The sequence below is a fragment of the Mycobacterium sp. NTMscope_MAC_12 genome, from assembly GCF_976985675.1.
Genome location: NZ_CDRJYY010000001.1, coordinates 514,438 through 539,621, shown reverse-complemented (window position 1 = coordinate 539,621; position 25,184 = coordinate 514,438). Strand labels below are relative to the sequence as shown.

Genomic DNA, 25,184 nt, shown 5'->3' with positions numbered 1-25,184 from the left:
GTGCGTTTTACCTACGCAGAGGCGATGACCGACTTTCGGTTCTATGTCCCGCTGGCCAAGGCGGCCGAGGCGGCCGGCTACGACGCCATGACGATCGCCGATAGCATCGCCTACCCCTTCGAATCCGACTCGAAATACCCCTATACCCCGGACGGCAACCGCGAGTTCCTCGACGGCAAGGAGTTCATCGAAACCTTTGTGCTGACATCGGCATTGGGTGCGGTCACCTCGAAGCTGCGGTTCAACTTCTTCGTCCTCAAGCTGCCCATCCGGCCACCGGCGTTGGTGGCCAAGCAAATTGGGTCACTGGCCGCGATGACCGACAACCGGGTGGGTTTCGGCGTCGGCACCAGCCCGTGGCCCGAGGACTACGAATTGCTGGGGGTTCCCTTCGCCAAGCGCGGCAAGCGAATGGACGAATGCATCGAAATCATTCACGGCCTGACCTCCGGTGACTACTTCGAATTCCACGGCGAGTTCTACGACATCCCCAAGACCAAGATGACGCCGGCTCCCACCAAGCCCGTCCCGATCCTGATCGGCGGTCACGCCGACGCGGCGCTGCGGCGCGCGGCCCGCCTGGACGGCTGGATGCACGGCGGCGGTGACCCCGAGGAACTCGATCAGCTGCTCGCCAAGCTCAAGCGTTTCCGCGAAGAAGCGGGCAAGACCGGGCCTTTCGAGATCCACGTCATCTCCGCCGACGCCTACACCCCCGACGGCATCAAGCGGCTCGAGGACAAGGGCGTCACCGACGTCATCGTCGGCTTCCGCATCCCCTACATCAAGGGGAAGGACACCGAGCCGCTGGAGAGCAAGATCCGCAACCTGGAGATGTTCGCCGAGAACGTGATCGCCAAGCTTTAGCAAGCGTCACAGCGGATCCCACCTGGGCGCGCGCTTTTCCTGGTGAGCCTTGGCGGCCTCGACCGGGTTGTTGGTGAAGCCGCTGAGGATCTGGGTGCGGTTCTCGATCTCGATGGCGTGGCGCAGGCTGGGCGCATCCAGCGCGGCGTTGAGCCCAATCTTGGTCTGCCACACGCCATATGCGTTGTTCTCGGCGATCGAGCGGGCCAGCGTGAGTGCGGCGGGCATCAGGTCGTCGGGCGCGACCACCTCATGCACCAGCTTGATGCGATGGGCCTCGGCGGCGTCGATGATGCGACCGGTGAGCATGAGTTCGCGCGCCACCCCGGCACCGACGATCTTCGGCAGCAGGTAGCTGGTGCCCATGTCCATCGACGAGAAGCCGGCCTTGATGAACACCGAACCGAACCGCGCCTGATCCGAGGCCACCCGGATATCGCTGACCAACGTGAAGGCCAGGCCGCCCCCGACGGCGACACCGTTGACCGCGGCGATCACCGGGATGTCCAGCTCGTAGATCCGGGTGTACAGGTTGGCCAGCCGGACCTGAGCGTCGTAGGTGACCTTGAACGCCGGCGTGGTCGGCTTGTTCCGAGTCCAGGGCTGCCCGGTGCCGCTCAAATCCGCACCGGCGCAAAATCCCCGTCCGGCGCCGGTCAGGATCGCCACCCTGAACTCGCCTGCGCCGAGCGCGTCCAAGGCGTCATCGACACCGTCGATCAACGACCCGTCGATCGCATTGAGGCGTTCGGGCCGGTTCAGCGTGATGCAGGCGATGTTGTCCTCGAGGGTTTCCAGTTTCACTGAAGGCATACCGAGACCGTAGGCGACCGATCAGGCATACCGTGGTTTGGCCGCCTATCGAAGGAGCAGCCATGGCACGAACCGAAGGTGACACCTGGGACCTGGCCAACAGCGTGGGCGCCACCGCCACCATGGTGGCCGCGGCCCGGGCGGCCGCCACCAGACGGCCGCAACCGGTCATCACCGATGAATTCGCCGAGCCGCTGGTGCGCGCCGTCGGCCTCGACCTGTTCACCAAGTTGGCGACCGGCGAACTCGATTCCTCCGACATCGAAAGCGGCGTCGGGTTTTCGCGGTTCGTCGACACCTTCGCCGCGCGGGCGCTGTTTTTCGACGACTACTTCGCCGCGGCCGGGCAGGCCGGCCTGCGCCAGGTCGTGATCGTGGCGTCCGGGCTGGATTCGCGCGCCTATCGGCTGCCGTGGCCCGCGGGGACGACCGTGTACGAGATCGATCTGCCGGAGGTGATCGCATTCAAGACCGCGACGCTGGCCGAGATCGGCGCGGCCCCAACCGCCGAACTGCGCACCGTGGGTATCGATCTGCGCGAGGATTGGCCGGCGGCCCTGCAGGCGTCGGGCTTTGATCCCGCCAAGCCGACGGCGTGGCTGGCCGAGGGAGTGCTGATCGGATTTCTTCCGCCGGAGGCGGAGGTGCGGTTGCTGGACGCCATCATTCCGCTGTCCGGCGAGGGCAGCCGGTTCGCCGCCGATTTCGGGGCCGTCGCGGGGACGTCGCCGGAGGCGCTGGAGAAATCCCGGCTCATGGCCGAGGGGTGGCGACGGCAGGGGCTCGACCTGGACATCACCGCGTTGACCTATCCCGGGGAGCACACCGACGTGGCCGCGCATCTGCGGGCCAACGGATGGGAGACCACCGAATTCCGGCTCTCCGACCTGTTTTCGGCCGCGGGCCTCCTGGAATTGGGGGAAGCCGAGCACCAGGCCCCCGCCGCCACGATCAGCTTCGTTCGGGCGGTGCGGATCTGACCGCGAGAGTGCAACTGGCGGCGCGTCTTCTCGGGTGGTTTCACGCGGTGGATGCAACGGTGGGTGGTTTGGACAATAGTTCGTTGAGGGCTTCGGCGGGTGTATTCCAGTCCAGGGTTTGGCGTGGTCGTCCGTTGAGTTCGGCGGCGACGTAGTCCAGGTAGCCGGCGCCATAGACCGATAGGTCGGTGCCTTTCGGAAAGTATTGGCGCAAAAGCCCATTGGTGTTCTCGTTGCTACCGCGTTGCCACGGCGAGTGTGGATCGCAGAAGTAGATATCCAAGTCAGTGGCGTCAGCGATGGCGAGGTGGTTGGTCAACTCCTTGCCCTGGTCCCAGGTCAACGAGCGGCGTAGATGGTCGGGCAACTCGGCCATTTTGGCCACGATGGCGTTTTGCACCGCCAGGACGCCGTGGTCATCGGGCAGGTGCAAGAGCATGACAAAACGGGTGGTGCGCTCAACCAGAGTGCCAATCGCGGACCCCGATTTGGTGCTGCCCAGGATCAGGTCGCCTTCCCAGTGACCGGGGACGGCACGGTCGGCGACCTCGGGTGGGCGTTGGCTGATATTGACCATGTCGGGGATACGTCCGTGGCGGCGGGCCCCGGGCTGGTGCTGGGATCGGCGCACCGCGCGTTTGGTCCGCAGGCACCGATGCAGCTCGCGGCGCAACGAGCCGCGGCCCTGAACGTAAATGGCCTGGTAAATGGCCTCGTGGGACACCCGCATCTCCGGATCATCAGGGAAGTCGCGGCGCAGCCGCGCGGCTATCTGAGTTGGGCTATGCAACTGTTTTAACCGAGTCTGCACTTCGGCGTGCAGCCTGTCATTGATCGCGAGCTTGCGGGTCTTGGGGCGCCGCGCCCGATCAGCGGCACGGTCATGCGCCGACACGGCCAGATAGCGCACGCTCGCGGTCTTGCCGCTTTGGCGGGCCCCGAACGCCTCTTTGCGCCGATACCCCGATTTGCAGCCCGTATGGCGGTTACGCAACTCGCAGTTGCTGTCGATCTCACGCTTAATCGTCGATGCTGGCCGGCCCAACCGGCGCCCGATCGAGCGCAAAGATTCCTGGGCATGCACACCGGCCTGGATCTCGATGCGTTCCTGCAAGCTCAACCGCGGCCGGGGACCGCAGATATTCGGTGTCCTGAAACGGGGTTTCACCCCGCCAGCCTCACGGAACCACTGCCGACCCGTGCCTTGCGACACGCCGACGGCCACGCCCGCCGAGCCCGGATCAAGGCCCCGCCGAACACATTCCCAAAACACCGGAACCCGCGACCGCAACGTCCCATTGGCCATCGCAACACTCCTCACTCAGAAGATGTGTTGCATCCATCCCTTGAAATCAAGTCGAGAAATGCGTTGGCAGTTGCACTTTCGCGGACATAAGCAGCGTCACCCAGCCCGTTTGGCGAGCCATTCGGCCTGCATCACGAGCAGGGCCATGACCTCCAATTGCGGTGTCTGCGGGTCGAGTTCGCGGTATCGCTGGTAGACGTTGACGACGACGCGCTCGGCGTCCAGCCAGGACGCGTACTCGCCGAGGTCGATGGTGTCGGCGGCCTCGGCCCACGACAGGCCCTTGCGGTAGGCGGCCTCGGCCTGTTCGGCGACGTGCATGAGATAGCCACGCACCGCGCGGATTCCGTCCGGGTCGGTGACCGGTCCGTGGCCGGGCACCACCGTCGGCGCGTCCAGCGCGATCATGGCGTCGCAGGCGGCTACCCAGTTGGCGATCGGGCCGGCCCACACGATGGGTGTGCAGCCGATGAACAACAGATCGCCGCCGAACAACACCCCCGCGTCGGCCACGTGCACCACCGAGTCGGCGGCGGTGTGCGCGGGACCGAGATTCAGCACATCGATGCGCCGCCCACCCACCTCGACGGCGAGGTTGCGCTCGAACGTCTGGTCGGCGTTGCGCAGTGTGATGTTGCTGAAGTCGAAGTGCCCGAAGCGTTCTCGCGTGTACGGGGTGGCGATCGGCCCGAGGTTGGCGGTCTGCGCCATGGCCAGCATTTCTGGGGCCATCCCGTGTTCGATCTCCTCGGCGGTGCCGCGAGCGGCGATGATCCGCACCGAGGGATCGAGCAGTTGGTTGCCGTGCGTGTGGTCCCCGTTGGAGTGCGTGATGACCGCGTCGGTGATCGGCGCGGACGCGGTGAGGGGCCGCATCGCGGTGAGCATTTCGCGGGTCAACGCCAGGTCGAACAGGGTGTCCACCAGCAGGGAGGCCCCGTCGCCGGCGATCAGCCCGGCGTTGCTCCATCCGTAGCCGCCGTCGGGCAGGGTCCAGGCCCACACCCGGTCGGCAACCTCGTGCAGTCCACGGGTGTAGGGCACTCGGGCGCGGGCCCGGTTGACCCGCGGTCGGGCCGGGGCGGCGTCCGGATTCGGCCGCGCGGCCAGCGGGTGCGGCGCGCCGCTCGCACGCACGGTCTGCCGGGTCTCCCCCAGCCCTTGGACCTGCAGCGTGACGATGTCACCGTCGTGCAGCCAGCCCGGAAACGATTCCAGGGCCGCGGGATTGAGGTGCTCAACCAGCGTGCAGGTGGGCACCGTCCCGGAGCCGATGACGTCACCGGGAGCGAGGGTGACGCCACGCGACGCATAGGAGATGACTTCGCCGAAGGTCCAGTCCATCTGGGCGGTCGATCCGGAGCCGATGACGACGTCGTTGACCAGGGCGGTGACCCGCAGGTCCAGTTTGCCGTCCCGGCAATACGGTTCGAGCTCGTCGGGGGTCACCAGGTAGGGGCCCAACGTGACCCCGCTGTCTTTGCCCTTGCCTTGCCCGATGCCCAGTTGACTCTCCATCTGCTGCAGGTCGCGGGCGGACCAGTCGTTGAAGATGGTGTAGCCGATGATCGCCTGTTCCGCCTGTTCGACCGTGAGATCCTTGCCCCCGGCCCCGATCACCGCGGCGATCTCCAATTCGAAGTCCTGCCACGCACTCCCGGGCGCGGTCGGCGCGTCGTCGTACGGACCCAAAACGGTTGCCGGGCAGGCGAAGTAGAAGGCCGGTATGCGGTACCAGGAGTCGCCGAGGGTGCGTCCGGCGCCCAGCGCGGCCTGGCAGTTGCGCATGTGGTCAAGGAAGCACAGCGAGTCCCGGATCGACGGTGGGCGTGGGATCGGTGCCAGCAGTCGCACCTCCGCCAGCGGGACGACCGCCGCCGGGGATCGCTGCGCATCCTCACCCGCTTGCCGCAATCCCTCGGAACCGCGGGCCACGAGGTCGAGGAGCGTCGCGCCCGACGGCATCGCATGGATGGCGTCGCCCGAGAGCACGCCGACGCGTTCACCGCCCGAACCATCTTGGTAGGTAACCCATTTCACTCGCGCACCACCTCACTTGCCTCCTTGTCCGGTCGCAACCCGCGCCAGCTCGATTGACGTAACCGGTCATCCGGGGTCCACTCGCTGTAGCGCACCTCCCCCACCAGGACCGGCTCGACGAACGTCACGCCCCTGGTCTCGGCCTTGGGAAGCGGTGGGGCGAAGGGGGATTCGCCGGTGTGCAGCGGCGCCAGCGTCTTCTTCAGATTGGCCAGGTCACGTTCGGTGAACCCGGTGCCGACGCGCCCGGCGAACCGCAACCCTCCCGCGCTGGGGATGCCCATCAGCAGCGAGCCGATGCCGCTGCTGCGCCCGCCTTCACCGGCTTTCCAGCCGCCGATGACGACTTCCTGGGTGTTCCAGTGCTTGTCCTTGATCCACGACGACGAACGGCGACCCGGCTGATAGGTGGAGTCGCGCTTCTTGGCGATCACCCCCTCCCAGCCGCGTTCCCCGGAGTGCGCCAGCGCCTCTTTGCCGTCCCCGGGCAGCGGGTCGGGGACGATGAGCTTGCTGCCGGCGGCCAGCATTTCCAGCAGCTTTCGCCGATCCCGATAGCGGGCCCGCAGCAGCGAGCGGCCATCGAGGTAGAGCAGGTCGAACGCCCAGAATTCGACCCGCGAGCCCCGCCCGCGGTTTTGCATCTCGTGGAAGTTGGGCACCCCGGAGGAGTCCAGCACGACGGCCTCGCCGTCGAGCACCACGTGATGCTCGGCGAGATCTTCTGCCAGCCAACGCAGTTCGCGGTACTCCTGGGTGACTTCGCGGCCGCGTCGCGACCGCACACGAAAGGAGCCGTGGTCGACCTCGATCAGAAGCCGGTAGCCGTCCCATTTGCCTTCGAACGCCCACTGGCCGGCCTTCAGGGCCGCCACCGAACCGTGGGTGGCCAGCATGGGGGCGATCGTGTCGAACTCGAAGGTCTTCTGGTCCTTCATCCGGTGCGCCAGCCACTGGTCGCCATTGGTTTGAATCAGCGCGTAGCGTCCGGAGATCTTGCTGCCGTGCAGGTTGACGATGACCTCATCGTCAAGGAACTTCTCGGCGTCGTAGGTTCCGGAGTCCCAGATGATCACCTTGCCCGCACCATATTCGCCCTTGGGGATGACGCCTTCAAACCCGCCGTATTCCAGCGGATGATCCTCGGTGTGGACGGCAAGGTGGTTGACCGACGTGGTGTCGGGCAGGTTCTTGGGCACCGCCCAGGACACCAGCACACCGTCGCGCTCCAGCCGGAAGTCGTAGTGCAGCCGGCGGGCATGATGCTCTTGGATGACAAAGCTATTCCCTTGCCCAACAGCAGGTTTCGCTGCGGGCACCGGCTCAGGGGTCTTCGACGCGTCGCGCATGCTGCGGTACTTGCTCAGTCGATCCGGGATCGGCGCGTCCTCATCCAACGGCGCCAGCAGATCGCCGTCGCGCGCGACCCGGGCCAGCACTTCGTCATACCGCAGCTGGCGCAGCGACGGGTCGTCGAGTTCGTCCCAGGTGCGCGGCGCCGCGACGGTGGGATGTTCGCGTCCGCGCAGCGAATACGGCGCGATGGTCGTCTTGGAGCCGTTGTTCTGACTCCAGTCCAGAAAGATCTTCCCCGCCCGAAGGCTTTTGGTCATGGTCGACGTGACCAGCTTGGGCATCGTCTTTTCCAGCTGTTGCGCAACGCGTTTGGCCAACACCGTGGCGCCTTTACTGCTCACCGGCTCGTCGAGCGGCGCGTACAGGTGCAGGCCCTTGCTGCCGCTGGTGAGCGGGAACGTGGTCAGCCCGATCCCGCCCATCAGGTCGCGGACGGCGCGCGCCACCTTGGCCATCTGGGCCATCGTCACGCCTTCGCCGGGGTCGAGGTCGAACACCAATCGCGTCGCCGGGCCGGGCTTGAGTTCTTCGGCCCGGCGCCGCGTCCACTCGGCGACGAACCGCCACTGCGGCACGTGGACTTCCAGCGCCGCCTGCTGGGCGATCCAGGCCAGGCCGGTGGGGTCGTCGATGATCGGATAGGTCGTGGTTCCGGATCGGTGGGTCACGCTGGCGCGCGGCAGCCAGTCGGGCGCCGACGAGGCCAGTTGCTTTTCGAAGAAGGATTCCTGTTCGACGCCGTTGGGCCAGCGTTTGCGCGTGGCCGGGCGCCCGGCGACGTGCGGGACCATCACCTCGGCGATCCGCGTGTAGTAGTCGAAGATGTCGCTCTTGGTGGTTCCGGTGGCGGGGTACAGCACTTTTTCGGCGTTGGTCAGCTTGACCCGCGGACCCGCCGTCGAACTCATACTGTGAGTCTATGGGCGGCGCGCTGGTGATCGGTGAAGCGCTGATCGACAGGGTCGAAGGGCGCGGCGCCGCCGAGCACGTCGGCGGTAGCCCACTCAACGTGGCGGTCGGTCTGGCCCGGCTGGAACATCGCGTCGACTTCTTGACCCATATCGCCGACGACCCACCCGGCCGGCGCATCGCCGAGTACCTGAAATCCGCTGGTGTGCAACTTGTTCCGGGAAGCGTCTCGGCCGAACGCACGCCGACCGCAATCGCGACCATCGCCGACGACGGCTCGGCCAGTTACACATTCGATCTGCAATGGCGGCTTTCCGGCACCCCCGAGGTGGCGCCGCCGTTGCTGGTGCACACCGGGTCGATCGCGGCGGTGCGCGAGCCGGGGTGCTTGGCGGTCGCGGCGCTCCTCGAGGCTTATCGCGTCTCGGCCACCCTGAGCTTCGATCCCAACGTGCGACCCTCGCTGATCGCCGACCGGGAAGCGGCGCGGGCCCGTATCGCGCATCTGGTCGAGCGCAGCGACATCGTCAAGGTCAGTGACGAGGACTTGAAGTGGATCGATCCCGATCACGAGCCGCAGCGCACGGCCCGAGGCTGGCTGGCGGCGGGACCCGCGATCGTCGTCCTGACCATGGGCGGCCGGGGCGCTACGGCGTTCTGCGCGGCCGGGGATGCGCGGGTGGATGCCCGGCAGGTCCGGGTGATCGACGCCGTCGGTGCCGGCGACGCATTCATGGTCGGCCTGCTGGATGCGCTGTGGGCACTGGATTTGTTGGGCGCCGACCATCGGGCCGCCCTGCGCCGGGTCGGGCTCGACGCGCTCACGGCGGCACTCGAGACCGCCGGCCTGGCGTCGGCGCTGACGGTCTCGCGGGCCGGCGCCGATCTCCCCGATCGTGCCGAGCTGCGGGCCGAGGCAAACCGCGGCCCCTAGCTTTCTCGAGCGGGGCCCATACGCTCGCGGGCGTAACGCCACGGCGAAAAATCCAGGACGACCTCGCCGTGGCGTTACGCGCGCGGGCGTCTGAGCAGCGGCGCGACGGCGCGGGTGCTGTTAGGCAGCGAACACTATGGGCATACTGACTTACATGCGCTCCATCTGGAAGGGTTCCATCGCGTTCGGTCTGGTGAACGTCCCGGTCAAGGTGTACAGCGCCACCCAGGACCACGACATCAAGTTCCACCAGGTACACGCCAAGGACAACGGCCGCATCCGATACCAGCGCGTGTGCGACGTGGACGGCGAAGTCGTGGAATTCCGGGACATCGCCCGGGCCTACGAATCCGATGACGGTCAGATGGTCATCATCACCGACGACGACATTGCCACCCTCCCCGAAGAACGCAGCCGCGAGATCGAAGTGCTGGAGTTCGTGCCGGCCAGCGACGTGGACCCGATGCTGTTCGACCGCAGCTACTTCCTGGAACCCGATTCCAAGTCGTCGAAATCCTATGTGCTGCTGGCCAAGACGCTCGCCGAGACGGACCGGATGGCGATCGTGCATTTCACGCTGCGCAACAAGACCCGGCTGGCGGCGTTGCGGGTCAAGGACTTCGGCAAGCGCGACGTGATGGTCATCCATACGCTGTTGTGGCCCGACGAGATTCGTGACCCGGACTTTCCGATCCTCGACAAGAAGGTCGAAGTCAAGCCCGCCGAACTCAAAATGGCCGGGCAGGTGGTGGATTCGATGGCCGAAGAGTTCAACCCCGACCGCTACCACGACGACTACCAGGAGCAGCTGCACGAGCTGGTCCAAGCCAAACTCGAAGGCGGAGAAGCGTTTACCACCGAGGAGCAGCCCAAGGAGCTGGATGAGACCGAGGACGTCTCCGATCTGCTGGCCAAGCTGGAGGCCAGCGTGAAGGCGCGCTCCGGTGGCGGGGACGGCAAAGCCCCGGCGAAAAAGGCACCCGCGAAAAAGAGCGCCGCGAAAAAGACACCCGCAAAAAAGACACCCGCAAAAAAGACCGCCGCCAAGAAGGCTCCAGCCAAGAAGGCGGCCTCGAAGTCCTGACCCGACACGCCTCGATCAACGTTTGCGGGTTGCCAGGAAACGGGTGCCCGCGGCGACGATGTTGATCACGGCGACGATGATGATCAGCGTCAGCGCCGCACCCCAGATCCGCAGGAAACCGGCGTGTTCGGGGTTGGTGAGTTCGGTGTAGATCAGCAGCGGCAGCGAGGCCATGTTGCCGTGGAAGACGTCGAAGTTGATCGACCGGCTGTAGCCGACCAGCACCAGCACCGGCGCGGTTTCGCCGATCACCCGCGCGATGGACAACAAGATGCCGGAGACGATGCCGGGCATCGCGATCGGAAACACGATCCGCACGATGGTCGTCCACTTCGGCACGCCCAGCGCGTAGCTGGCCTCGCGCAGGTCGTCAGGCACCAACCGGAGCATTTCCTCGGCGGAGCGCACCACCACCGGCAGCATCAGCAAGACCAACGAGAGCGACACCGCGAACGAGCTCTGCTGGAAGCCGAGGGTGGCGATCCAGAGGCTGAAGATGAACAGCGCCGCGACGATCGAGGGAACCCCGGCCAGCACGTCGACCATGAACGTGGTCAACCGCACCAGGCGGCCAGAACCGTATTCGACCAGGAAGACGGCGGTCATCAGGCCCAGCGGCACCGCCAGGGCGGCGGCCACCCCTGCCTGCACCAACGTCCCGTACAGCGCGTGGTAGACGCCGCCGAGGAACTGTTCGGGGAGCACGCCGCGCAGCGAGTGGGTCCACCATCCCGACCGGGTCACGGCATACCAGCCTCGCGCGATCACGATCGACAGCACCCAGAACAGCGGCACCAGCGCGACAAGGAACGAGGCGAGGAAGAAGATCGTCGCGGCGCTGTTGGTGATCCGCCGCCGGAAGCTGAGCGGCCGGAACACCTCGGCCTTGACCGGGCGGTCGAGCGCGTCAACCGTCATGGGCGCGTCACCCGTTGACCTTGCCGCCGGCGATCGCGCGGGCCAGCGCGTTGACGACGAACGTCAGGACGAACAGCGCGAATCCCGCCGAGATGTACGCCCCGGTGGGCAACGGTGCGCTGAACTCCGCGGCCGCCGACGCGATCTTGGAGGCAAACGTGTAGCCGCCGTCGAACAGCGACCAGTGCCCCGGCTGGGCGGCCGACCGCAAGATGATCAGCACCGCCACCGTCTCACCCAGCGCGCGACCCAATCCCAGCATCGAGGCGGCGATGACGCCGCTGCGGCCAAACGGCAGCACGGTCATCCGCACCACCTCCCACTTGGTCGCGCCGAGGGCCTGCGCCGCTTCCATCTGGATGTGGGGGGTCTGCCGAAAGACCTCGCGCGAGACGGAGGTGACGATCGGCAGGATCATCACCGAGAGCACGACGCCGGCGGTGAAGATGGTGCCGCCGCCGGCCAAGGACACGTTGCCCTGTTTGAACAGGAAAAACCAGCCCAGGTGCCGGTTGAGGAACGCCGCCACCGGCTCGATCCGCGGGGCGAGGACGAAAATTCCCCAGAGCCCGAAGATGATCGACGGCACCGCGGCCAGCAGGTCCACCACCGCGCCGAACGGGCGCGCCAGCCGCTTCGGCGCGTATTGGGTGAGGAACACGGCGATACCGACCGCGATGGGCACGGACAGCACCAGCGCGGTGAGCGAACTGAGCACCGTGACCATGAGCAGGTCGCGGATGCCGAAGGCCAGCTTGTGGGGGTTGCTGGTGCTGAACTCCGCGCTGGTGAAGAAGTTTGCGTGATTGACGCGCAACGACGGGACGGCGCGCAGCAACAGGAACACCGCGATCAACAGGATGGCGACCACGATCGTCGAGCCGGCGGTGGCGGCGACCAGCTTGAACAGCCGGTCCCCCCGCCGCGCCACGCGTGCACTCAGCGCCGTTGATGCCGGCTCTTCCGCGGTCGACGGGCTGGTTGCTGTTCCTCGTGTCACGACCACCTCAGGCTATGCGATGGCGTTGATGGAATCAGACAGTCTCGCCTTGAACGCGTCGGGGATCGGGATGTAGCCGTTGTCGGCCAGGCCATTCTGCCCGGCGCCGATGGTGCTTTGCAGGAATCCCTTCACCGCCGTACCGACACCGGAGTCGGGGTACTTCGAGCACACGATCTCGTAGGTCGCCAGCACGATCGGGTAGGAACCGGCCTGCTTGGGCTTGTAGAACGACAGCGTGTCGAGCACCAGGTCGTTGCCCTGACCGGAGATCTTGGCCCCAGCAATCGTCTTGCCCACCGATTCGGCGCTGATCGACACCGCGTCCGGGCCGGCCGAGGTGATGACCTTGGCCATGTTCAGTTTCTGCGCCTGAGCAAACGACCATTCGTTGTAGGTGATGGACCCTTCGGTGGCCTTGATCGCCGCCGACGTACCGTCGTTGCCCTTGGCTCCCTCACCGACGCCGCCTTTGAAGGTCTTTCCGGCGCCTTTGCCCCACGCACCGTCCGCGGCCGCGTCGAGATACTTCTGGAAATTGTCGGTGGTGCCTGACTCGTCGTTGCGGAAGACGACGTGAATCGGCACGCCGGGCAATGTGGCACCGACGTTGAGCGCCTGAATCGCGGGGTCGTTCCACATCGTGATCGCGCCGTTGAAGATCTTGGCGGCCGTCGGTCCGTCGAGGGTGAGTGAATCCAGGCCCGTCACGTTGTAGGTGATGGCGATCGGGCCGAAAACGACCGGCAGATTCCAGGCCGGCGAACCGCACCGCTGCTGCGCGGCAGCGTATTCGTTGGCCGCCAGCGGCGAATCAGAGCCACCGAAATCCGTTTGGTTGCCGCTGAATTCGCTGATTCCCGCACCCGATCCGTTGGCCGTGTAATTCAGCGTCTGGCCCGGGCAGGCCTGCTCGAACGCGTTGACAAAGCGGGTCATCGCGTTGGCCTGGGCCGTCGACCCGCTGGCCTTGAGGGCCTTCTTCCCGCCGCAACTCACCTTGCCCGACGACGAACCGACCGGTGCATTGGCGCCAGTCCCGTTGTTGTCGCTTCCGCACCCCGACAACGCCAGCGCACCAACGCCCAGGACACTCAGCACGGCGCCAAATCGGTTGAGTTTCAATTCGCTTCCTTACGGTGGGGATGAACCATGATCGGCTCCGGTCAGTTAGCCATGGCGCGCCGACCGGTCCGCCTCGCAGCCACGAACGTAACAGTAACAATTGAACGTTGAGCAAACTTTTCGGCGATCGCCGCTGAACGCGCCGGCGCACCGTCGCGACGTCGACGGGAGCACACCGTGACGTCGCCTTGTCGGCATTCGTCAGCAAAGCACGCATCCGCCCCGCCGAGGGCGCGCCAGCCGGATGCTCAGATCACGCGAGGGCGTTGATCGAACTCGACAACCGCGACTTGAACGCCTCCGGCACCGGCACATACCCGTTGTCCGCCAAGCCATTCTGCCCGGCGCCGATGGTGCTTTGCAGGAACGCCCTCACCGCGGCGCCGACCTTCGGGTCGGGATACTTCGAACACACGATCTCGTAGGTCGCCAGCACGATCGGGTACGAACCGGGCCGGGTCGGCTTGTAGAACGAGAAGGTGTCCACCACCAGGTCGTTGCCCTGCCCGGTGAGGGTGGCACCGGAAATCGTCCGCCCGACCGAATCGGCACTGATCCCCACCGCCTCGGGTCCGGCCGAGGTGACGATCCTGGCCATGGTCAGCTGCTGCGCCAGGCCAAACGACCATTCGTTGTAGCTGACCGACCCCTCGGTCGCCTTGACGGCCGCCGACGTCCCGCCGTTGCCGTCGGCGCCCTCCCCGACCCCACCGTGGAACGTCTTCCCGATGCCCTTGTCCCAGACACCGTCGGACGCGGAATCCAGGTATTTCTGGAAATTGTCGGTGGTGCCGGACTGGTCGCTGCGAAACACGACACGGATGGGCTCGGCGGGCAACGCGGTACCCGGATTCAGCGCCTGGATCGCCGGATCGTTCCAAGCGGTGATGGCACCCTTGAAGACCTTCGCGGTGGTGGGACCGTCGAGGATCAGCGAGCTGACGCCCTTGACGTTGTAGGTGATGGCGATCGGGCCGAACACCACGGGCAGATTCCATGCCGGCGAACCGCATCGGGTCCGCGCCGCGAAGTATTCGATCGGGGTCAACGGTGAATCCGAGCCCGCGAAATCGATTTGGTTTCCGGTGAATTGGCCGATTCCCGCGCCGGAGCCGTTGGGGGTGTAGTCCAGCGTCTGACCGGGGCATGCGCGCTCGAACGCGCCGGAGAACCGGGTCATCGCGTTGGCCTGGGCCGTCGATCCCGCCGCCTTCAGGGCCGTCGTGCCGCCGCAGTCGACCGTGCCCGGCGAGCCCGCCCGTCTTCCCCAGGCCCTGCTGTCGTGAATTCCGCATCCCGACGACAAGAACGCGGCGGCCGCCAGGACGCCCAACAAGGCACCAAATCGGTTGCGTCCCAATTCTCTTCCTCACGGTAAGGACCAAAATGGTCGGCGACACCGAGCTAACCGCAACAAGGTGAACGGCGGGCAAATGGTCTGGCAGCGCGGGCCGCGGTCGCCGACTCGGCCCGCCACCGGCCAGCAATCCGAGGGCCGCACCGACCGCGGGCCCAACAGGAAAATAGAACTTGTTCTAGAAATGCCTTATCCGGGGCGGCCCGGCTTGCTACGGTGTCGCCTGACACCGAAACGAAGAGGGGCTTCCATGATCCTTGACAGGTTCCGTCTCGACGACAAAGTCGCCGTCATCACCGGTGCAGGCCGCGGCCTCGGGGCGGCGATCGCGCTGGCTTTCGCCGAGGCGGGCGCGGATGTTCTCATCGCCTCGCGAACCGAATCCCAACTAGAGGCCGTCGCCGAACAGGTCCGCGCCGCCGGGCGCCGTGCCCACATCGTGGCCGCCGACCTGGCGCATCCGGAGTCCACCGCCGAGCTGGCCGGTCAGGCCGTCGAGGCGTTCGGGAAACTAGACATCGTCGTCAACAACGTCGGGGGAACCATGCCCAACACGTTGCTGACGACCTCGACGAAGGACCTCAAAGACGCGTTCACCTTCAACGTCGGCACCGCCCACGCGCTGACACTGGCGGCGGTGCCGTTGATGCTGGAGCACTCCGGCGGCGGCAGCATCATCAACATCACCTCGACCATGGGCCGGCTGGCCGGACGTGGCTTCGCGGCCTACGGCACCGCCAAGGCCGCACTGTCTCACTACACCCGGCTTACCGCCCTGGACCTGTGCCCCCGGATTCGGGTCAACGCGATCGCGCCGGGATCGATCCTCACCTCCGCGCTGGACGTGGTGGCCTCCAACGACGAGCTGCGCTCCCCGATGGAGAAGGCCACCCCGATGCGCCGGCTCGGCGATCCGGTCGACATCGCCGCTGCCGCAGTCTATTTGGCCTCGCCCGCCGGCAACTTCCTGACCGGCAAGACCCTCGAGGTCGACGGCGGCCTCACGTTCCCCAACCTCGACATCCCCGTCCCGGACCTGTGACCCCCGACCGCTAAGGAGCACGTCATGCCCATCCCCGTCGTCCAACTGGGCACCGGCAACGTCGGTATCCACGCGCTACGGGCGCTCATCACCAATCCGGAGTTCGACTTGAAAGGCGTCTGGGTGTCCTCGGACGCCAAGGCGGGTAAGGACGCCGCAGAGCTCGCCGGGCTCGCGGAGGCGACGGGTGTGCTCGCCAGCACCGACCTGGATGCGGTGCTGGCCACCGGGCCGCAATGCGCGGTGTACAACGCGCTGGCCGACAACCGGTTACCCGAGGCGCTCGAGGACTACCGCCGCGTGTTGGCGGCCGGGATCAACATCGTCGGCAGCGGCCCCGTCTTCTTGCAGTATCCGTGGCAGGTGATCCCCGAGGAGCTGATCAAACCACTGGAAGACGCAGCGCGCGAAGGCAATTCAAGCCTGTACGTCAATGGTATTGATCCGGGCTTCGCCAACGACCTGCTGCCGTTGGCGCTGGCCGGCACCTGCCAGAGCATCCAGCAGATCCGGTGCATGGAGATCGTCGACTACGCCACCTATGACAGCGCCGCGGTCATGTTCGACGTCATGGGATTCGGTAAGCCACTCGACGACATTCCGATGCTGCTGCAGCCCGGTGTGCTCAGCCTGGCGTGGGGTTCGGTGATCCGGCAAATGGCGGCGGGCCTTGGCATTTCGCTCGATGAGGTCACCCAGTCGCACGTTCGCGTACCGGCCCCGGAGGACTTCGACATCGCCTCGGGTCATATCGCCAAGGGCACCGCCGCGGCGCTGCGCTTCGAGGTGTTCGGCATGGTCAACGGCCGTCCCGCCGTCGTGCTCGAACACGTCACCCGACTTCGTGAGGACCTGTGCCCCGAGTGGCCGCAGCCCGCACAGGAGGGCGGCTCCTACCGCATCGAGGTCACCGGCGAACCGTCGTACGCCATGGACGTCTGCCTGAGCAGCCGCAAGGGCGATCACAACCACGCCGGATTGGTGGTCACCGCGATGCGGGTGGTCAACGCGATCCCGGCGGTGGTGGCCGCCGACCCGGGAATCGTGACGACGCTCGACTTGCCGCTGGTCACCGGCAAGGGGCTCTACCTCCCGGAGTGAGCCCCACGGGGGTGAAACGTCGCGCCGCCAGCCAGCCCGTCGAGATGTTCGACTAACCTCACTTTCTTATTCGGTGAAGTGAATCGAGGTCGGCACGTTGGCGCAGCGCACCCAGAGCTCGCTCAAGGGCAACTGGTACCTGCTCGGGCCGGCCTTCGTCGCCGCGATCGCCTACGTCGACCCGGGCAACGTCGCGGCCAACGTCAGCGCCGGTTCGCAGTACGGCTACCTGCTGCTATGGGTGATCGTCGCGGCCAACGTCCTCGCCGGCCTGGTCCAGTACCTGTCGGCCAAGCTCGGACTGGTCACCGGGCGCTCATTGCCGGCCGCCCTCGGCAGGCGGATGAGCCGTCCACTGCGGCTGGTGTATTGGGCCCAGGCCGAACTCGTGGCGATCGCCACCGACGCGGCCGAAGTCGTCGGTGGGGCCATCGCCTTGCATATCCTGTTCGGCCTGCCGCTGATGGTCGGCGGGCTCATCACGGGCGTGGTGGCCTTGCTGCTGCTGGGCATTCAGGACCGGCGCGGACAGATCATCTTCGAGCGGGTCATCACCGGCTTGCTGCTGGTCATCGCGATCGGGTTCGCGGCGAGCTTCTTCGTCAAGACCGCGCCGCCCCACGACGTGTTCGGTGGGCTGCTGCCGAGGTTCCGCGGCACCGAAAGTGTGCTGCTGGCGGCCGCCATCCTGGGGGCCACCGTCATGCCGCATGCGGTGTACATGCATTCGGGTCTGGTCCTGGACCGGCACGGGCATCCCGACCACGGATCGCATCGCCGCCTGCTGCTGCGCATCACCCGCTGGGACGTCGTCCTCGCGATGGCGGTGGCCGGCACGGTGAACGCCGCGATGCTGCTGGTCGCCGCGATCAACCTGCAGCACCGCAACGTGAGCGCTTCGATCGAGGGCGCCTATTCCGCCATCCACAACACGCTGGGCGCGACCATCGCGGTGCTGTTCGCGATCGGACTGCTCGCGTCCGGGCTGGCGTCCTCATCGGTGGGCGCCTACGCCGGCGCCATGATCATGCAGGGGTTGCTGCACCGGTCGATCCCGATGGTGGCGCGCCGGTTGATCACCCTGTGCCCCGCCCTGGTGATCCTGGCGCTCGGCTTCGACCCCACCCGCGCATTGGTGCTATCCCAGGTGGTGTTGTCGTTCGGCATTCCGTTTGCGGTGCTGCCCCTGATCAAGCTGACGAGCAATCGCGAGCTGATGGGCGACGACGCCAACCACCGCATCACGACAATTCTTGGCTGGGGCGTCGGCATATTGATTAGTCTGCTTAACATGGTGCTCGTCTGGCTGACGGTGACCGGCTGAATGCCGGCCCTGCGGCATCTGTACTTCGCATACGGCTCGAACCTATGCGTCAGGCAGATGGCGCGGCGTTGTCCCGACGCCGCCGATCCGCGGCCGGCGGTCCTCGCCGATCACGACTGGCTGATCAACCAGCGCGGCGTGGCCACCGTCGAACCGTTGGCCGGAAACCGGGTGCATGGGGTGCTCTGGCAGATCTCCGACGGCGACCTGGCGACATTGGACAGCGCCGAGGGTGTGCCGGTGCGCTACCGACGCGACCGGCTGACCGTGCACACCGACGACGGGCCGTCACCGGCGTGGGTCTACATCGACCACCGGGTGACGCCGGGACCCCCGCGCCCGGGCTACCTGCCCACCATCATCGACGGCGCCACGCAGCACGGGTTGCCCCAGCGCTGGCTGGACTTCTTGCGCCGCTGGGACCCCGCAGGCTGGCCTCGCCCGAAACCGTCGGCGGCGTCCGGCCCTGCGCCACAGTCACTTTCGGCGTTGCTGAGCGAGCCCGGGGTTACCGAGGTCAGCCAATTGCGTTCGCGTTTCGGCTTTCTCGCCATCCACGGCGGTGGACTCGAAGAGATGACCGACGTGATCGCCGAACGCGCCGCCGAGGCCGCCGATGCTTCGGTGTATTTCGTGCGTCATCCCGACCACTACCCGCATCACCTGCCGTCAGCCCTGTTCGATCCGGCCGAGTCGCCGTCGCTCGCCGAGTTCCTCGACCACGTCGACGTCGCGGTGTCCCTGCACGGCTACGGCCGCGACGGTCGCAGCACCCAGCTGCTGGCCGGCGGGCGCAACCGGGAGTTGGCCGCCCACTTGGCCCGCCACATCCGGCTGACCGGTTACCAGGTGATCACCGACCTCGACGACATTCCACCGGAATTACGCGGCCTGCACCCGCGCAACCCGGTGAACCGGGTGCGGGAGGGCGGAACCCAGCTCGAGCTTTCCGCCCGGGTCCGGGGGATCAGCCCGCGCAGCCCGCTGCCGGGCGATGACGGTTTGTCATCGGTCACCAGCGCGCTGATCCAGGGGCTGGCGGTTACCGCTCGCAGTTGGTCAGTGTCATTAGAACGTTAACGGAGGTTGTTGGTGGCCAAGGATTTTCGCTTCGGTATGAGCATGCGGTTCTTCAAGTCGCGCGAGGCGTTGCTCGACAAGGCGAAGCGCGCTGAAGACGCCGGCTTCGACATTCTTTGTGTGCCAGACCATTTAGGCGCGGCCGCACCCTTCCCGACCCTGACCGCGGTCGCGATGGTCACCGCGACGCTGCGGCTGAGCATGTACGTGCTCAATTCCGCGTTCTACAAGCCGGCCCTGCTCAGCCGGGACATGCAAGCCCTCGATCTGCTCAGCGACGGCCGCCTCGAGATCGGGCTGGGCACCGGCTACGTCCGCGAAGAGTTCGAAGCCGCCGAGATCCCATATCCCAGCGCGGGCGCCCGGGTCGACTACCTCGAACACATGACGAAGTATCTGAAGGAACACCACCCGTCGACGCCACTCATCATCGCCGGCAACGGCGACCGGGTGCTGACCATCGCCGCCCGCAACGCCGACATCATCGGATTGACCGGCTCCAAGGTGCGCGCCGTCGAGGACCCGTTCGCCGAGCGTGTCGACTTTGTCCGCAACGCCGCCGGGGATCGCTTCGACGCCCTGGAGCTGAACCTGGCGATCACGGCGATGCCGCGCGTCGGCGAGACCGAGCCGGACCTGAAACTGACCCGGAGCTACGCGCCGGACCTGTCCGATGAGGAGATCCTGTCGCAGCCTTCGGTGCTCAGCGGTTCGCCTCGCGAAATCGCCGACACGTTGATCGCGTACCGGGAAAAGTACGGTGTGTCGTCCTTCACCGTGCAGGACAACAACATCGAGAACTTCTCGAAGGTGATCGCCGAACTGCGCTGACCGCCGTGGCCTTCGGGTTTGAACCTGCCCGGTAAGCTCAGGCCGTCCGCCCTCGTAGCTCAGGGGATAGAGCACGGCTCTCCTAAAGCCGGTGTCGCAGGTTCGAATCCTGCCGGGGGCACTGCGCGGCGTGTATGACGTCGGTTGATGCTTGTCGTTTTGCCTTCGGGTGATGCTTGACGGTGTTTCGGCTGATGCTTGACAGCTACTTCGGCTGATCCTTGACACTAGATGAGGGAGTTGAGCGTGGCTGAGCAGCGGTATCAGGCCGTGTTGTCGGTCATTGGTGATGGGTTGGCGATCTGGCAGGTCGCCGAGAAGGTTGGGGTGTCGCGCCAGACGCTGCACTCGTGGTTGGCCCGCTATGAGGCCGAGGGCCTTGAGGGGCTGGTGGATCGGTCGCATCGGCCGGTGTCATGTCCGCATCAGATGCCGGCAGCGGTGGAGGCCCAGTTGTTGGAGTTGCGCCGTTCGCGTCCGTATTGGGGGCCGCGGCGGTTGGTGTTCGAGTTGGGCAAGCGCGGGGTGGTGCCGTTGCCCTCAGAATCGGCGGCCTATCGGGCGTTGGTGCGGGCTCAGATGATTGACCCCGGTATGCGGGATCGGCGCTCGCGCAAGTGGAAACGTTGGGAACGCGGCGCCCCGATGGAGTTGTGGCAGATGGACATCGTGGGCGGATTTGCGCGGGCCGATGGCACCAGTGCCAAAGCGTTGACCGGCATCGACGACCATTCCCGGATGTGTGTTTGCGCGCGGTTGATGGCCCGTGAGCGCACCCGGGCGGTTTGTGAGGGGCTGCGCAGCGCGCTGGCCGCTTACGGGGCGCCGGAGCAGATTTTGACCGATAACGGCAAGGTGTTCACCGGGCGGTTCCATCACCCGGTGGTCGAGGTGCTCTTTGATCGGATCTGCCGGGAAAACGGGATCGAGCATTTGTTGACTCAGCCGCGCAGCCCGACCACCACCGGCAAGATTGAGCGGTTCCACCGCAGTATGCGTGCCGAATTCCTCAGTAACAAGCCGGCTTTCGCGAACCTGAAGGTGGCCCAGCAGGCACTCGATGAGTGGGTGGACTACTACAGCACCAGCCGGCCGCATCAGTCGTTGGACATGGCCACCCCGGCGCAACGGTTCACCCCAGCAGCCCCAGCGGCGCCGGCAGCGGTGTCACAGCCACCAGGCGGCGCCGAGCGCACCGGGGATGGCTGGGTCAGCCGCCGGGTGTGCGCCAACGGCATCGTGTGTGTGTCCTGGCAGCAAGTCAGCATCGGACGCCACTACGCCGGCGCCCGCTGCGATGTCCACGTCGATGGTGATCTGCTGCGGTTTTGGATCGGCGAAAATCTCGTCAGAACCGCTGCCCGTACCAACCGCGGCGAGGTACGAAACAAACGGGCCCTACGCACCAGCGCGCAGGGCTAACCACAAGATGAGTGTCAAGGATCAACCGACTCTGAACAGGGGCACCAGGGGCACCAGGGTTTCCGCAGCTAAATAGCGGTCAGCCGCCCAACATGACCAGATCCGTGCCCCAGGATGCCCTTCGCGGCTCCTGCCTTTCTGTGTAGCAAACACCAACGCGAAAGGACAGAGGTTATGGGGAACACCGCTACTCGAGAAGTCACCGCTGCCGATCCGGCCCCTTTCACGACGGGAGGCCAGTAGTGCATCACCTGACTAGCCGGAGATCCCCGGCAGGTTGTCGATCTCCGGGACAGCACGGTGGTTGTCGTTTTAGTTGTTGTTTTGGTACCATCTGAAGGATGACCGAGGACGAGGTTTATCCAAACGCGCCTGTCGTCCTGGTTACCATGGAGATCCGCCATCCGCCGGCAGGCTCACTGACCAGTTCGGAAAATCGCGCGTTAAAGCGACTGCTCGCCGAGCGACTGCCGATCGAAAGGCCTGGCCAGAATGTGCATTTTGAGATGGTCGCTCCCCCCGCCCAACCAACTGCCACGATTGAACGCTTTCCCCGATTCCTGAACCGCGAGAGCAACATCGCCACAGCCATCCGCGAGCAATCGACGATCGTCGAAACCAGCGCCTACCAGGGTTGGCAATCGTTCGTCGAGCTCCTGTGGCTGGTACTTGAAGCACGCGTGCACGTTTCGCCGATCGCTGGGATTGAGCGGGTTGGGCTTCGGTATATAGACGAGGTCCGCGCTCCCGAACCCGCTGCGGGCGTTAACAATTGGGGCGATTGGGTCGATGCTTCGTTGCTCGGCCCCAAGGCCGATACGTCTACTGATACCGGTCTCGAATTGATGGAGCTACAGGGGGCAGCGGTGTACCGGTGCCCTCGACCTGGGCAATCGTTGGTTCTCCGCTACGGCCCCCGTGATGGCTATGCGGTTGATCCAAATTCCGATTTACGTCGAATAAAGGCCGTCGACCCTGGCCCGTTTTTTCTCATGGATATAGATAGTTTCTGGGTTCCCGACGGTCCTATCCCCGAGTTTGAAAAGGGTTATCTAGATTCGATTTATGACGACCTACACCGCCCTGTTCGCACCCTCTTCGAAGACTTGATCACCAACCGCTACAGAAATGAGGTGCTTCGCAATGGTTAGAACATCGGGCCGTTACCACGACTTGTTATGGGGCGATGATGACCTCGGCACCGCAGGAACAGGCATAACGCTGCCGCCGAGGCCGACCACAACCCGATCAACGGCCCTTCTGCTAACGGAGGACGCTCACGACCTCCGAAACCGTGTTCGGAACCTTGGTGTCGATGTTGGTGAAACGCATCAAAAGACGTACCAGCATGAGTGGCAGGTACTCACCCAACAACGGGCGCTATCCAGCGCTGGGACCATGCTGAGTGACCTTGCCGACCTTGGCTTCAGTTGGCGTGACATCGCGAGGATGGTGGGAGTCAGCGTCGCCGCTATTCAGAAATGGCGGAAAGGTGAAAATGTCACGGGACCGAATCGCCACAAGCTCGCCAGTTTGCTCGCCGCTTGCGATTTCATAATTGCGCATTTCCACGCCGAAGACGTCGCTCAATGGTTTGAAACACCCATAATGGACGGCGCCCCAATAACCCCGATAGACATTTGGTCCGCGGGAAACTACCTGGTGCTGTTCGAATATGCTACGCAGCATATGACGCCAGAGCAGGCGATGAACGAATTCCGGCCAGACTGGCGGGAAAGTTTCCGCAGTAACTGGGAGACCTTCGAGGCCGGCGACGGGAATCTATCGATTCGAGCCAAGGGTCAGTAGCGAGTGGCGGACAACCTCGAGGCGCCCGGGACCGATGACGCGCCCAATTGGGCGAGTATCTATCGGGCTCGCGGAGACGAGGTTGTCCCCCACCGGCCAATCTTCACCGGCGACGTCTTCACTGAGGTTCGGCTCGCCGCCGAATCTAAGCCGAAAACGCTGATCATCCTTCAGCATCCGTGCGCTATCAGGACCGACGGCGTCACCTTGGTGCCCCGCGTTCTGGTCGCCGAGGTCCAACGGACATCAATTTTGGCGCCTTCGAAATGGCCCACGGGGCATTTCAAACAGATGCCGCTCGCAGAGTTGGTTCCTGACGACGGAGACAAAGGTCCGCAACACTACGCGGCAATGCTCCACATGCCGCACCTCGCAACGCCGGCCGAACTGCAAGGTGCGACCCGCATCGCATGCATGTCGCAGATAGGTGTCAACCTCCTTCTACAGCGTTGGGTCCATCACAACAGCCGGGCTGTTGTGGCCACCCACCTCTACCAAGAGGTAAGCAGCGCCCAGTTCGAAGAGGCCGACATTACCGAAGACTGGTGTATCGACCGTGAAGACGACGGCGTTGACATCGCAACTGCGACAAGCCAAATCGACGCCTGGCTAGCGACCGCGAACGACGATGGGTCGACGAACCGCGACTTACTCAAAAATCCGCAAAAACGAAGCAACATCCGAAAAGCGATGCGGAGCCACCTCCAAAATTTACGCGACACGGGCGAGTGACCGGCCCGCGTTGCCGCTTAGAAAACTGGGGGCGTCGAGGGCCCCTTGTCCAAATTAGTTGGAATGGAAAGGCAATCGTGATCACCAACTCCAGGCCTGGACGCCCACGCGGATGCAACTCTTACGCGTTCATACGCATTGATTACGGTTGGTTGTCGCCTTCGCATGGGAACTTCGGACGGTGAGTAACGTCGGCGACACACCGAATCCCGTTCCGGCCTGGGTTCGGGCTCATGGCATCACTGACCGGGACACCGGCATCGCTGTAGCGCGCGCCTCACGTCAGCCACTCATCGAGGCCGCTGCAAACGCGTTCGATAGAGGGCAGGCCTTCAGCACTGCTGTGGCGCTGCTTGGTGGCCTGGTGACTCGCGGGATCGGTCTGCATAACGGAGCCGTCGCAGCGCTCGGGGCGGACAACCCTTTCGCAGCATTCACACTTATCCGCTCCTTCGCTGAGAACGCGGCCGCAATCCTCTACGCCACCGATCACCCGACCGTGGTCGACAGAGTGCTCGGTTTGGACGGCCATCCGATTCCTGTGGGAAGGCTCACGGCACACGCAAACCAGAGTCCACGCTTCGGCGCGTTCAAGGACGTTTACTCCGAGCTCAGTCAGTACGCCCATCCGGGGGCGAAGGGATTCTCGGCGTCGATGAGTATCAATGGCAACAATTTTCGATGGTCAGCGACGCCCGCATTCAGGCTGGGCAATGATTTCCTGATGGCTTGTGCATGGATAGTTGAACTCTCGGGCGCCAACTCCCACTTGATTGTCGAATTTGCCGACTCTCAGGGTTGGTAGTAATCACCAGCGGCAATGGGTTGATCGCAAGCCAACTCATACCATCAGGCTTTAAGCTCGACATACCCGCCAACACCGGCCAGGCATATCGGCGGGTTGCGCGCCTGTATCGAGCTGACATCGCACGCAGCTAACCTCTGGTCCGTACCAGGAAACTCCCGGCGTGAATGTATCGTCCCGCTGTGCGTAGGTGTGCTCGCCGTGCTCGTAGTCCTGATCGTGGCCTGGTATCTCGTGCAGAGATCCCGCGGGAAGGTACCTCCTAAACGTGAGCGCGTGTACATGGGTTTCCTTATTGCACTTCTCATTCGGGCGTCATCGAGGACGGCCTGAAGGCTCTGATGAAGCT

The 25,184-nt window shown here is 65.1% G+C and carries 22 protein-coding genes and 1 tRNA gene; 15 read left to right on the top strand and 8 right to left on the bottom strand.

Going from position 1 to position 25,184, the window contains the following annotated elements; all coding sequences use genetic code 11:
• A complete protein-coding gene (locus tag AC0KS4_RS02675; RefSeq protein WP_238958272.1) occupies window positions 1–867 on the top strand; it encodes an LLM class flavin-dependent oxidoreductase in 867 nt (288 codons plus the stop codon).
• 6 nt (window positions 868–873) lie between these two features.
• Here the strand turns inward: AC0KS4_RS02675 and AC0KS4_RS02670 are convergent, their stop codons facing one another.
• Window positions 874–1,680: an enoyl-CoA hydratase/isomerase family protein gene (locus tag AC0KS4_RS02670; RefSeq protein ID WP_275254834.1), complete on the bottom strand. Its 807-nt coding sequence runs from the start codon at window positions 1,678–1,680 to the stop codon at window positions 874–876.
• A 62-nt stretch (window positions 1,681–1,742) separates the two neighbouring features.
• Between AC0KS4_RS02670 and AC0KS4_RS02665 the strand changes: the two genes are divergently transcribed.
• The gene (locus tag AC0KS4_RS02665; RefSeq protein WP_225330101.1) at window positions 1,743–2,660 is read left to right on the top strand and encodes a class I SAM-dependent methyltransferase; all 918 of its coding nucleotides are present in this window, start codon (window positions 1,743–1,745) and stop codon (window positions 2,658–2,660) included.
• A gap of 40 nt (window positions 2,661–2,700) precedes the next feature.
• Here AC0KS4_RS02665 and AC0KS4_RS02660 read toward each other — a convergent pair whose 3' ends face one another.
• The 3 genes from AC0KS4_RS02660 to AC0KS4_RS02650 all read right to left on the bottom strand — a co-directional run bounded on the left by AC0KS4_RS02660 (window position 2,701) and on the right by AC0KS4_RS02650 (window position 8,270).
• Complete coding sequence (locus AC0KS4_RS02660; protein WP_238958273.1) at window positions 2,701–3,966, bottom strand: IS30 family transposase; 1,266 nt, start codon at window positions 3,964–3,966, stop codon at window positions 2,701–2,703.
• Between the two features lie 96 nt (window positions 3,967–4,062).
• Window positions 4,063–6,006 carry a fumarylacetoacetate hydrolase family protein gene (locus AC0KS4_RS02655; RefSeq protein WP_225330613.1) on the bottom strand — a complete coding sequence of 648 codons (1,944 nt, stop codon included), beginning with the start codon at window positions 6,004–6,006 and terminating at the stop codon, window positions 4,063–4,065.
• Window positions 6,003–8,270 carry an ATP-dependent DNA ligase gene (locus AC0KS4_RS02650; RefSeq protein WP_238958274.1) on the bottom strand — a complete coding sequence of 756 codons (2,268 nt, stop codon included), beginning with the start codon at window positions 8,268–8,270 and terminating at the stop codon, window positions 6,003–6,005. Before AC0KS4_RS02650 ends, AC0KS4_RS02655 begins: the two co-directional genes overlap by 4 nt.
• 11 nt (window positions 8,271–8,281) lie before the next feature.
• Here AC0KS4_RS02650 and AC0KS4_RS02645 point away from each other — a divergent pair, with 11 nt between their 5' ends.
• Together AC0KS4_RS02645 and ku are read left to right on the top strand one after the other, a co-directional pair.
• Window positions 8,282–9,205: a carbohydrate kinase family protein gene (locus AC0KS4_RS02645; RefSeq protein ID WP_238958275.1), complete on the top strand. Its 924-nt coding sequence runs from the start codon at window positions 8,282–8,284 to the stop codon at window positions 9,203–9,205.
• A gap of 154 nt (window positions 9,206–9,359) precedes the next feature.
• The gene (gene ku, locus AC0KS4_RS02640; protein ID WP_238958276.1) at window positions 9,360–10,289 is read left to right on the top strand and encodes a non-homologous end joining protein Ku; all 930 of its coding nucleotides are present in this window, start codon (window positions 9,360–9,362) and stop codon (window positions 10,287–10,289) included.
• Between the two features lie 15 nt (window positions 10,290–10,304).
• On the opposite strand, the gene pstA is transcribed toward ku, so the two are convergent.
• From pstA to pstS (AC0KS4_RS02620), 4 genes are all read right to left on the bottom strand, one after another.
• Entirely contained in the window at window positions 10,305–11,207 is a 903-nt protein-coding gene (pstA, locus tag AC0KS4_RS02635; RefSeq protein ID WP_238958277.1) for a phosphate ABC transporter permease PstA, read from the bottom strand.
• A 7-nt stretch (window positions 11,208–11,214) separates the two neighbouring features.
• On the bottom strand, window positions 11,215–12,150 hold the full coding sequence (gene pstC, locus AC0KS4_RS02630; RefSeq protein ID WP_255642376.1) for a phosphate ABC transporter permease subunit PstC: 936 nt from the start codon (window positions 12,148–12,150) through the stop codon (window positions 11,215–11,217).
• Window positions 12,151–12,219: 69 nt separating this feature from the next.
• On the bottom strand, window positions 12,220–13,332 hold the full coding sequence (pstS, locus tag AC0KS4_RS02625; RefSeq protein WP_238958278.1) for a phosphate ABC transporter substrate-binding protein PstS: 1,113 nt from the start codon (window positions 13,330–13,332) through the stop codon (window positions 12,220–12,222).
• A 253-nt stretch (window positions 13,333–13,585) separates the two neighbouring features.
• Window positions 13,586–14,692 (bottom strand): phosphate ABC transporter substrate-binding protein PstS, encoded by a 1,107-nt coding sequence (pstS, locus tag AC0KS4_RS02620; RefSeq protein WP_238958279.1) that lies wholly within the window; start codon window positions 14,690–14,692, stop codon window positions 13,586–13,588.
• Window positions 14,693–14,939: 247 nt separating this feature from the next.
• Here pstS (AC0KS4_RS02620) and AC0KS4_RS02615 point away from each other — a divergent pair, with 247 nt between their 5' ends.
• From AC0KS4_RS02615 to AC0KS4_RS02565, 11 genes are all read left to right on the top strand, one after another.
• Window positions 14,940–15,731 (top strand): SDR family oxidoreductase, encoded by a 792-nt coding sequence (locus AC0KS4_RS02615; RefSeq protein ID WP_238958280.1) that lies wholly within the window; start codon window positions 14,940–14,942, stop codon window positions 15,729–15,731.
• 24 nt (window positions 15,732–15,755) lie between these two features.
• Window positions 15,756–16,832 (top strand): NAD(P)H-dependent amine dehydrogenase family protein, encoded by a 1,077-nt coding sequence (locus AC0KS4_RS02610; protein WP_238958281.1) that lies wholly within the window; start codon window positions 15,756–15,758, stop codon window positions 16,830–16,832.
• 82 nt (window positions 16,833–16,914) lie between these two features.
• Window positions 16,915–18,156, top strand: coding sequence for an Nramp family divalent metal transporter (locus AC0KS4_RS02605; RefSeq protein WP_238958396.1), 1,242 nt, complete (start codon window positions 16,915–16,917; stop codon window positions 18,154–18,156).
• Window positions 18,157–19,236, top strand: a complete 1,080-nt coding sequence (locus AC0KS4_RS02600; RefSeq protein ID WP_238958282.1) for a poly-gamma-glutamate hydrolase family protein — start codon at window positions 18,157–18,159, stop codon at window positions 19,234–19,236.
• 6 nt (window positions 19,237–19,242) lie between these two features.
• Complete coding sequence (locus AC0KS4_RS02595; RefSeq protein WP_238958283.1) at window positions 19,243–20,067, top strand: LLM class F420-dependent oxidoreductase; 825 nt, start codon at window positions 19,243–19,245, stop codon at window positions 20,065–20,067.
• A 48-nt stretch (window positions 20,068–20,115) separates the two neighbouring features.
• Window positions 20,116–20,188: transfer RNA gene (locus AC0KS4_RS02590), tRNA-Arg, on the top strand.
• A 110-nt stretch (window positions 20,189–20,298) separates the two neighbouring features.
• Window positions 20,299–21,489, top strand: a complete 1,191-nt coding sequence (locus tag AC0KS4_RS02585; protein WP_238958284.1) for an IS481 family transposase — start codon at window positions 20,299–20,301, stop codon at window positions 21,487–21,489.
• A 341-nt stretch (window positions 21,490–21,830) separates the two neighbouring features.
• A complete protein-coding gene (locus AC0KS4_RS02580) occupies window positions 21,831–22,640 on the top strand; it encodes a TIGR04255 family protein (protein WP_238958285.1) in 810 nt (269 codons plus the stop codon).
• A 247-nt stretch (window positions 22,641–22,887) separates the two neighbouring features.
• Window positions 22,888–23,298 carry a hypothetical protein gene (locus tag AC0KS4_RS02575; protein ID WP_472408495.1) on the top strand — a complete coding sequence of 137 codons (411 nt, stop codon included), beginning with the start codon at window positions 22,888–22,890 and terminating at the stop codon, window positions 23,296–23,298.
• Window positions 23,299–23,301: 3 nt separating this feature from the next.
• Window positions 23,302–24,030 carry a hypothetical protein gene (locus AC0KS4_RS02570; protein ID WP_238958287.1) on the top strand — a complete coding sequence of 243 codons (729 nt, stop codon included), beginning with the start codon at window positions 23,302–23,304 and terminating at the stop codon, window positions 24,028–24,030.
• Between the two features lie 181 nt (window positions 24,031–24,211).
• Window positions 24,212–24,835, top strand: coding sequence for a hypothetical protein (locus AC0KS4_RS02565; protein WP_238958288.1), 624 nt, complete (start codon window positions 24,212–24,214; stop codon window positions 24,833–24,835).
• The last annotated feature ends 349 nt before the right edge of the window (window positions 24,836–25,184 follow it).

Bases quoted from the DNA above. Each gene is read 5' to 3' on its own strand.
- AC0KS4_RS02670 (WP_275254834.1), bottom strand. From the start codon at position 1,680: ATGCCTTCAGTGAAACTGGAAACCCTCGAGGACAACATCGCCTGCATC.
- AC0KS4_RS02665 (WP_225330101.1), top strand. From the start codon at position 1,743: ATGGCACGAACCGAAGGTGACACCTGGGACCTGGCCAACAGCGTGGGC.
- AC0KS4_RS02660 (WP_238958273.1), bottom strand. From the start codon at position 3,966: ATGGCCAATGGGACGTTGCGGTCGCGGGTTCCGGTGTTTTGGGAATGT.
- AC0KS4_RS02650 (WP_238958274.1), bottom strand. From the start codon at position 8,270: ATGAGTTCGACGGCGGGTCCGCGGGTCAAGCTGACCAACGCCGAAAAA.
- AC0KS4_RS02645 (WP_238958275.1), top strand. From the start codon at position 8,282: ATGGGCGGCGCGCTGGTGATCGGTGAAGCGCTGATCGACAGGGTCGAA.
- ku (WP_238958276.1), top strand. From the start codon at position 9,360: ATGCGCTCCATCTGGAAGGGTTCCATCGCGTTCGGTCTGGTGAACGTC.
- pstA (WP_238958277.1), bottom strand. From the start codon at position 11,207: ATGACGGTTGACGCGCTCGACCGCCCGGTCAAGGCCGAGGTGTTCCGG.
- AC0KS4_RS02615 (WP_238958280.1), top strand. From the start codon at position 14,940: ATGATCCTTGACAGGTTCCGTCTCGACGACAAAGTCGCCGTCATCACC.
- AC0KS4_RS02610 (WP_238958281.1), top strand. From the start codon at position 15,756: ATGCCCATCCCCGTCGTCCAACTGGGCACCGGCAACGTCGGTATCCAC.
- AC0KS4_RS02600 (WP_238958282.1), top strand. From the start codon at position 18,157: ATGCCGGCCCTGCGGCATCTGTACTTCGCATACGGCTCGAACCTATGC.
- AC0KS4_RS02585 (WP_238958284.1), top strand. From the start codon at position 20,299: ATGAGGGAGTTGAGCGTGGCTGAGCAGCGGTATCAGGCCGTGTTGTCG.
- AC0KS4_RS02580 (WP_238958285.1), top strand. From the start codon at position 21,831: ATGACCGAGGACGAGGTTTATCCAAACGCGCCTGTCGTCCTGGTTACC.
- AC0KS4_RS02575 (WP_472408495.1), top strand. From the start codon at position 22,888: ATGCTGAGTGACCTTGCCGACCTTGGCTTCAGTTGGCGTGACATCGCG.